This window comes from Mesorhizobium sp. M7A.F.Ca.AU.002.02.1.1 (assembly GCF_003998535.1).
GTDB classification, from domain to species: Bacteria; Pseudomonadota; Alphaproteobacteria; order Rhizobiales; family Rhizobiaceae; genus Mesorhizobium; species Mesorhizobium ciceri.
On sequence record NZ_RZPB01000223.1, the window covers coordinates 1 to 8150 of the forward strand.

The following is an 8150-nucleotide window of genomic DNA, read 5'->3' on the forward strand; positions in this document are numbered from 1 at the left end:
GTTGAGAGTGCGTTTGCTGGCGCCGCACCTGCCGGCGCGACTGCTATGTCTCCTATTGGAAGCGACCTCCGCGCTGCAGAACCTCGATCTTGTAGCCGTCGGGGTCCTCGATGAAGAAAAAGCGGGCGATCAGCGATCCGTCGCGGTTGAACTCGACGATCTTCTTCGGATTCAGGCCAAGCGCACCGAGACGGTCATGTTCGCTGTCGAGGTCGGCGACGGAGACAGCGAAGTGACCGTAGCCGTCGCCGAGCCCGTAAGCTTCCTGCCGATCCTTGTTCACGGTCAGTTCGAGCTCGAACCCTGCCTCGGCATTGCTGAGGTAAAGGAGCGTGAACGTCTCGAAATCCAGCCTGTCGGCGACATTGAGCCCGAAGGCGTTTCTGTAGAAATCGACCGATCGGGTCTCGTCGAGAACCCGGATCATACTGTGGATCGCCTTGGCCAAATTAGTCTCCGCGCTGGTGTGGAGGCGATTATGCGCGGCGCGGACAAAAGGTGGTGGCAGCCGGTTACCACGCCCGCAGCCGCGAACGGGACGAAAGTCCGATTGCCGGACCGGCAATTTTGCCCGAGAATACGTGTGGGGACAGGTCAAGCAGTATCAAACTGCACGCCGTCCACCCAAGACCAACAATCATGGGAGGTTTGTCGGATGTGCAGGGTGTTTGCGGGCCAGGACCCCGAAGGCTATCGCCAGATCAACCGCTCGATTCGCATCGACGGTCACTCGACCAGCATCCAGCTCGAAGCGACGTTCTGGGCGTTGCTTGACGAGATCGCCGAAAACCAGAACCTGACGACGCCGAAATTCATCTCCAAGCTCTATGACGAAGCCATAGAGATCAACGGCGCCATCCCGAACTTTGCGTCGATGCTGCGCACCACCTGCGCGCTCTATCTGCGCGGCCATCGGCCGGGGATGGATGAGCAGATGGTGCCGAAGCGGCAGGCCGCTTAGCGCATTGCGCTCAGCTTAGTTCTTGCGCGAGCCCTATGAGAAGCCCTCCGGGCCCTCGAATGTAGCAGAGCCGATACACGTCTCTATACTGGACAACTTCGCCTTCGAGCCGCGCACCGCGATTGCGGAGCCTTTCAAGCGTCCCCTCAATGTCGTCCACGGCGAACATGACGCGGAGGTAGCCGAGGGCGTTAACCGGGGCGTTGCGGTGATCCGAGACGGCAGGCGGCGTGAGGAAGCGGGACAGTTCGAGCCGGCTGTGGCCGTCCGGCGTCCGCATCATGGCAATCTCGACGCGTTGATCGCCCAGTCCAGTGACACGTCCGGCCCATTCTCCTTCGATCGTGGCCCGCCCTTCGAGCTCAAGGCCGAGCTCGCCAAAGAAACCAATCGTCTCTTCGAGGTCATCGACGACGATTCCTATGTTGTCCATCCGTTTGAGCGCCATGTGTTCAGTCTACAAGGCGTCGTCCAGGTCGTAAACTCATTAGGCTGCTTGCCAGCTGAGCAGGTATGATCAAGGGGTCCGGAACGCCTCGTGATACGTCGCGGTGGCGCCCTGGTGTCGACCACTACCTCGAACGCCAGCCGGTCTGTGGCTGTCCCTGATTCATGCCTGATGGCACGATGCTGTTTCTATCGGTCCAGTATCCGGCCGCGTATGCCAGGACGCTCTGCAAGAGGCGACGCTGCAGCCCAAGTTCCGGGCGAAAACCGGCTTCCAACAGCACAAGCAGACCTGATCGACAGTAGACCAAACCCTCGCTAACGATTTTGTGATGTGGTTGACGAGGTCATTTTCATCTCGCAGTCTATCGGCATTCGATCTGCGGCTTAACCTAACTATCGTTGTCATGAATACTTGGGAATCACTTCCCAAGCGTGCTCTCTTATTTTTGAGATTCCTAATATGAACCGTCGCAACCCTGTCCGAATGAATCGGCGTCTTTTCCTGTCCTCGGTCGCAATGTTTACGGCAACCGCGACATCGGCCGGTTTTGCGCGATCGTTCTCGGGCACTTTGCCCTGGACGCCAATGACATCCGATCCACCGACGCAGGTCGTGGCAGGCGGCTGGCACTTTTTCTCGGCCCAGGAAGCAGCTCTAGTCGAGGCGATCGTCGACCGCATCATTCCGGCCGACGAGCTCAGCATGGGCGGCAAGGAAGCCGGTTGCGCCGTCTATATCGACAGGCAGTTGATGGGGGCGTTCGGTGCGTCGAGCCGGCTTTACACGCAAGGCCCGTTTCTGCCTGGACTGCCCACCCAGGGCTATCAGGGCGAGGCCAATCCGGCGCAGCGTTACCGCACCGGGCTTGCCGCCATCGACGCTTTCCTGAAACAGCGGGACGGCAAGACATTCGTCGAGCTCGCACCGGCCGAACAGGATGCCTTCCTGACGGCTATGGAGGCCGGGAAGGTCGACCTGCCCAATGGCGTCAAGGGGCCGGGTTTCTTCGGGCTTCTGCTGCAGAACACCATGGAGGGGTTCTTTGCCGACCCCGTCTATGGCGGCAACAAGGACATGGTCTCGTGGCGCATGCTTGGTTCTCCAGGCGCCCGCTACGACTACCGCGACCATGTCAGCAAACACAATCAGCCATATCCGCAGCCGCCTGTCTCGATCATCGGGCGCCCCGAATGGCTCGGCAAAGGCGCCTGATCATGACCAAGATACTGCCTCGCAAAGACGTCGTGATCGTCGGCCTCGGCTGGACGGGATCCATTCTGGCCCACGAATTGACCGATCAGGGCCTGGACGTGGTGGCTATAGAACGCGGCCCCTGGCGCGATACGGCAACCGATTTCAACATCGGCTACGCGCAGGATGAGTTGCGCTACAGCATCCGGCGCGACCTCTTCCTGCAGCCCGCCGTGGAAACCATGACGGTGCGCAACGACCCATCGCAGAAGGCGCTGCCGATGCGCGATTTCGGCTCCTTCCTCCCCGGCAACGGCGTCGGCGGCGCCGGCGTCCACTGGAACGGCCACACCTGGCGGTTCTGGGATTCAGACTTTCAGATAAAGACCAATCTGACCAAGAAATATGGTGCATCGAGAATCGCCGATCTCCAGGTCGAGGACTGGGGCGTGACCGGCGCGGAGATGGAGCCCTATTACGACCAGTTCGAGTATCTGGCAGGCATCTCGGGCAAGGCCGGCAATATCAAGGGGCAGTTGCAGGAAGGCGGCAATCCGTTCGAGGATCCAAGGTCGCGGGATTATCCGAACCCGCCGATGCAGATGACCTACGCGCCAACCCTGTTCGCCGAGGTCGGCCGGTCGATCGGCCTGCATCCCTTCCCGACCCCATCCGCCAACATGTCGCGGGCCTATGTCAACCCGCTCGGCATCGCCATGGGTCAATGCACCTATTGCGGATTCTGCGAACGCTTCGGCTGTGCCAACTATTCGAAGTCGAGCGCCCAGACCACCGTCCTTCCGGTGCTGATGAAGAAGTCCAATTTCGAAGTCCGCACCGACAGCGAGGTACTGCATGTCGATCTGGCTCCCGGAGGCAAGTCGGCGCGCGGCGTGACCTACGTCGATACCTCAGGCGAGGAGTACTTCCAGCCGGCCGATCTGGTGCTGCTGTGCGCCTACGGCCTGCACAATGCCCGGCTGATGATGCTGTCCGGCATCGGCAAGATCTACGACCCCGGCAGCGGCGAAGGAACGGTTGGGCGCAATTACTGCTACCAGACAAACGCCGGCGTGCAGGTGTTCTTCGACGACAAGAACTTCAACCCGTTCATCGCCGCAGGCGCGCTCGGCCAGACGATCGACGATTACAATGGTGACGCGTTCGACCACGGCGCGCTGGACTTCGTCGGCGGTGCGGGCATCAACTGCATTCCCACCAACGGGCGCCCGATCGGAACCAGGCCGACCCTGCCCGGCACGCCGAAATGGGGCAGCGCCTGGAAGAAGGCAACGGTCGAGGGCTACAAGAGCACGCTTGGCTACTCGTCCCAGGGAAGCAGCTACGCGACGCGCAACAACTACCTCGACCTCGACCCGACCTACAAGGACCGTTTCGGGCGGCCGCTGATGCGCATGACGTTCGATTTTCCCGACAACGACATCCGCATGTCGAACTATGTCTGCGACCGGATGGAGGAAATTGCCAAGGCGCTCGGCGGAAAGCAGTACGCCGTCAGCCGCCGCAAGAAAGGCTGGGACAGCGTCCCCTACCAGAGCACCCACAATACGGGCGGCGCCATCATGGGAACGGACCCGAAGAAGAGCGCGGTCAACACCTTCCTCCAGAGTTGGGACGTCCCCAACGTCTTTGTCATCGGTGCGTCGGCCTTCCCGCAGAATGCCGGCAAAAATCCGACAGGAACGGTCGGCGCGCTCGCTTTCCGCGCCGCCGATGCCATCCGCAATCAATATCTGCGCAATCCCGGTGCACCCCTGGTGCAGGCATGAACAAGCTCGTTCTCACGCTCGCCATCGGTGCTGCGGCCCTCACTGGCGGCCCGGCATGGAGTGCCGACCAGGCGGACCAGATCATACGTGGACAGTATCAGGCGGTGCTCGGCGACTGTGCAGGCTGTCATACGCGAGCCGAGGGCAAACCGCTGGCCGGCGGCCTGCCGCTCGAAACGCCGTTCGGCGCGCTTGTGCCGCCCAACATAACGCCTGACCGCGAGACGGGCATCGGCAGTTGGTCGGAAGCCGACTTCCGCAGCATGATGAAGTCAGGCATCGGCCACAATGGTGTGCGGCTCTACCCCGCAATGCCCTACCCCGCCTATACCAGGATGAACGATCGGGACATTTCCGACTTGTGGGCCTATCTGACGACGGTTCAACCGGTATCGAACAAGGTCGAAGCCAATCAGCTGCCGTTCCCGTTGAACATCCGGCTGGCGATGCTGGGCTGGAATGCCCTCAACTTCACCGAAGCAAGCTTTCAGCCGGATCCCTCCAAGTCGGCGGAGTGGAATCGCGGCGCTTATATCGTCCAGGGAGCGGGCCATTGCGGCACCTGCCACTCGCCCAAATCTTTCCTTGGCGCCGATAAGGACAGCGAGTTCCTGCAAGGTGCCTCCCTGCAGGGCTGGTTTGCCCCCGACATCACCAACAATGCGCAATCGGGCCTGGGCAAATGGTCGGAAGAGGATCTGGTGAAATACCTCAAGACCGGCGTCAATGCGCATTCGATTGCCTCCGGTCCGATGGCGGAGGCCATCGAGAACTCCACGTCGAAAATGACCGATCCCGATCTCAAGGCGGTTGCAGTCTACCTCAAGAGCCTGGGCTCGGATGTCGACAGCGCCCAACCGGCAAAGCCTGACGCAACACGGATGACCGCGGGCGAGGCAATCTATCGCGACAATTGCTCGGCCTGCCATGGTGGAGATGGTGCCGGGTCAGGCGCGCTTTTCCCTTCCCTTGCCGGCAATTCGATCGTCGCGCAGGGCAGTGCCGAAACACTGGCCCGGCTCGTCCTTGCCGGCAGCCAGGCCGTGCACACGGCCGATGCACCGACGACGCCCGCCATGCCTTCCCTGGCCTGGCGCCTGAAAGACCAGGAGGTCGCCGACGTCTTGACCTATGTGCGCGCCAGTTGGGGCAACGCGGCTCCTGCAGTCTCGTCCGGCGATGTCGCTGCCGTACGCAAGGGATTGACCCAGTAGACCCGTACTCTAGCTCTCGGCTGCGACAGCGAGCGCCAGACGGCTCATGTCGGTGAAAAGCGCCTGGCGCTCGGAATAGTCGGTCTGTTCGCCGGTCTCGATGTTGTCCACCACGACACACATCGACAACGCACGTGCTCCGAAATGCTCCGATATGCCATAGAGCGCGCTGGTTTCCATATCCACGGCCAGGGCTCCTTGCGCCCGTGCATCGGCAAAACGGGCACGCCCATCCGGGTGATAGAAGATGTCGCTGCAGACCGTCAGGCCGACATGATGGTCGATGCCAAATTCTACCGCCTTGGCCCGTGACGATGCGAGGAGCGCCGGGTCCGGGCCAGCCGGTCCATAAAGGCCGAAAACCTGGCCGCTCTGGGCGCTTTCCGCCTGTGCCGATTGCGAGATGACAAGGCTGCGCAGCTTTGCCTTTGCGGTCAGGCTGCCGCAGGTGCCGGTACGGATCAGCGTCCGGGCGCCATAATGGTCCAGCAGTTCATGCGCATAGATCAGAAACGATGAAACGCCGATGCCCGTCGCTTGAATGCTGATGGACTTGCCACGAAACAAGCCGGTGAAGCCAAGCGTGCCGCGTCGGCGATTGATGCAGCGCGGCGCTTCCAGGAACGTTTGCGCCATCCATTCGGCGCGTTGCGGGTCGCCCGGCAACAACACCGTGTCGGCATAGTCGTCCTTGTCCGCTTCGTTGTGCGGCGTCACCGGTTGCTCCCCTAAGCCTTCCTGCCGTTCACCCCTCAATCATGGCGTTGTCACGGCGTTGCGCAAGGAGGAACATGGGGAAGGCTTTAGGACTCCAGCACGTCCTTGACGATCGTGGCCAGTTGCTTGAGCGAAAACGGCTTCGGCAGGAAGCCGAAATGCGCATCTGCCGGCAGGTTTCTGGCGAATGCGTCCTCGGCATAGCCGGACACGAAGACGAACTTGATGTCGGGCTGGCGCTTGCGCAATTCGCCGAGCAGCGTCGGCCCGTCCATTTCCGGCATCACCACGTCGGAAACGACGATATCGACCTTGCCGCCCAGCGCCTCGAACACTTCCAGCGCCTCGACGCCCGACGACGCCTCGTGCACGGTGTAGCCGCGCGAGGTCAGCGCCCGCATGCCGCCCATGCGCACGGCATCCTCGTCCTCGACGAGCAGCACCGTGGCCGAGCCCGACAGATCCTTGGCCGGATCGGCGACCTTTGCCGGCGCCGCCGGCGCATCGCCGGGCTCGCCTGCCTTTTTCGCTTCGGCGATGTGACGCGGCAGGAAAATGCGGAAAGTCGAGCCTTTGCCGACTTCGGAATCGCAGAAGATGAAGCCGCCGGTCTGCTTGATGATGCCGTAGACCATCGACAGGCCAAGGCCGGTGCCTTTGCCGACTTCCTTGGTGGTGAAGAAGGGTTCGAAAATCTTCTTCAGCACGTCGGGCGCGATGCCGCTGCCGGTGTCCTCGACTTCGACCACGACATAGTCCGCCGGGGCGAGTTCGCGGTAGGAAAAGGCCTTGCACTCCTCGGCGGTCACATTGCGGGTGCGCACGGTCAGATCGCCGCCCGCCGGCATAGCATCGCGCGCGTTGACCGCAAGGTTCACCACCACCTGTTCGAACTGCCCGATATCGACCTTGACCGGCCACAGGTCGCGGCCATGGTCGACCTTCAGCTTGATGTCGTTGCCGACAAGGCGGGCCAGCAGCATCCTGAGATCGGCGAGCACGTCGGTCAGGTTGAGCACTTCCGGCCGCAATGTCTGCTTGCGCGAGAAGGCCAGAAGCTGCCGCACCAGCGAAGCCGCCCGGTTGGCATTCTGCTTGATGTTCATGATGTCTGGGAAGGACGGGTCCGACGGGCGGTGATTGGTCAACAAAAGGTCGGACGCCATGATGATGGCGGTCAGCACATTGTTGAAATCATGCGCGATGCCGCCGGCAAGCTGGCCGACTGCCTGCATCTTCTGGCTTTGCGCCATCTGCCCTTCCAGCGCCTTCTGCTCCGTTGTCTCGACGGCGTAGACGATGGCCGACTCCTCGGCGCCCTCGCCGCCGGTGCCGTCAGCGACGGCGTTGACGTAGAAGCGGATGTGCCGTTCGTCGTTGCCGGGCAGAAGCGTGTCGATCGGCTCGATGTCGGCCTGCCGCTGCTGCGCTTTCTCGAAGGCAGCCGCGAAGGCCGGCCGGTCGCGTTCGTGGATTACCGTGTCGAGCCGCACGCGACGGTCGACGGCGTCGCGATCGACGACAGACGAAAACAACGACAAAAACGGCGCATTGGTGCGCAGGATGCGTCCGTTGTGGTCGACGCCGGCGATTGCCATCGGTGTCGAGTTGAAGAAGCGGGTGAAGCGCACTTCCGAAGCCCGCAAATCGGCAGAGGCATCCTCGCCTTGCGTGCGGTTGAGCACGATCGTGCGTGTCGGCCCATTCAATCCTTCGCGGCTGGCCGAAACGCGGTGCATGAAGCGCACCGGCAGCGCTTCGCCCGTCATGGTCGTCAAATCGAGATCGATCACCGCGTTGCGTGTGGTGCCGGGGTCGGCCTTGAC

General features: G+C 61.9%; 8 protein-coding genes. 4 read left to right on the forward strand and 4 right to left on the reverse strand.

Features of this window, described 5'->3' with window-relative positions:
• Positions 1-52: 52 nt before the first annotated feature.
• Complete coding sequence (locus EN879_RS15680) at positions 53-448, reverse strand: VOC family protein (RefSeq protein WP_027161507.1); 396 nt, start codon at positions 446-448, stop codon at positions 53-55.
• A gap of 207 nt (positions 449-655) precedes the next feature.
• Here EN879_RS15680 and EN879_RS15685 point away from each other — a divergent pair, with 207 nt between their 5' ends.
• A complete protein-coding gene (locus EN879_RS15685; protein ID WP_063167926.1) occupies positions 656-961 on the forward strand; it encodes a ribbon-helix-helix domain-containing protein in 306 nt (101 codons plus the stop codon).
• A gap of 10 nt (positions 962-971) precedes the next feature.
• Here the strand turns inward: EN879_RS15685 and EN879_RS15690 are convergent, their stop codons facing one another.
• Entirely contained in the window at positions 972-1409 is a 438-nt protein-coding gene (locus EN879_RS15690) for a VOC family protein (RefSeq protein ID WP_063167925.1), read from the reverse strand.
• A 588-nt stretch (positions 1410-1997) separates the two neighbouring features.
• Between EN879_RS15690 and EN879_RS15695 the strand changes: the two genes are divergently transcribed.
• Genes EN879_RS15695 through EN879_RS15705 form a run of 3 tightly spaced genes read left to right on the forward strand, consistent with a single transcriptional unit; the run spans position 1998 to position 5607 of the window.
• Positions 1998-2624, forward strand: a complete 627-nt coding sequence (locus EN879_RS15695) for a gluconate 2-dehydrogenase subunit 3 family protein (RefSeq protein ID WP_245493823.1) — start codon at positions 1998-2000, stop codon at positions 2622-2624.
• Between the two features lie 2 nt (positions 2625-2626).
• The gene (locus tag EN879_RS15700; protein WP_024503527.1) at positions 2627-4393 is read left to right on the forward strand and encodes a GMC family oxidoreductase; all 1767 of its coding nucleotides are present in this window, start codon (positions 2627-2629) and stop codon (positions 4391-4393) included.
• The gene (locus tag EN879_RS15705) at positions 4390-5607 is read left to right on the forward strand and encodes a cytochrome c (protein ID WP_063167924.1); all 1218 of its coding nucleotides are present in this window, start codon (positions 4390-4392) and stop codon (positions 5605-5607) included. The genes EN879_RS15700 and EN879_RS15705 overlap by 4 nt, the downstream gene beginning before the upstream one ends.
• A 9-nt stretch (positions 5608-5616) precedes the next feature.
• Here EN879_RS15705 and EN879_RS15710 read toward each other — a convergent pair whose 3' ends face one another.
• Positions 5617-6324, reverse strand: coding sequence for a DeoD-type purine-nucleoside phosphorylase (locus tag EN879_RS15710; RefSeq protein ID WP_013531859.1), 708 nt, complete (start codon positions 6322-6324; stop codon positions 5617-5619).
• A gap of 86 nt (positions 6325-6410) precedes the next feature.
• A partial coding sequence (locus tag EN879_RS15715; RefSeq protein WP_164774423.1) for a PAS domain-containing sensor histidine kinase occupies positions 6411-8150 on the reverse strand: 1740 nt, incomplete at its 5' end.

What these genes read in the sequence shown, in the direction of transcription:
- EN879_RS15685 (WP_063167926.1), top strand. Translation starts at nt 656, where the DNA reads ATGTGCAGGGTGTTTGCGGGCCAGGACCCCGAAGGCTATCGCCAGATC.
- EN879_RS15690 (WP_063167925.1), bottom strand. Translation starts at nt 1,409, where the DNA reads ATGGCGCTCAAACGGATGGACAACATAGGAATCGTCGTCGATGACCTC.
- EN879_RS15695 (WP_245493823.1), top strand. Translation starts at nt 1,998, where the DNA reads ATGACATCCGATCCACCGACGCAGGTCGTGGCAGGCGGCTGGCACTTT.
- EN879_RS15700 (WP_024503527.1), top strand. Translation starts at nt 2,627, where the DNA reads ATGACCAAGATACTGCCTCGCAAAGACGTCGTGATCGTCGGCCTCGGC.
- EN879_RS15705 (WP_063167924.1), top strand. Translation starts at nt 4,390, where the DNA reads ATGAACAAGCTCGTTCTCACGCTCGCCATCGGTGCTGCGGCCCTCACT.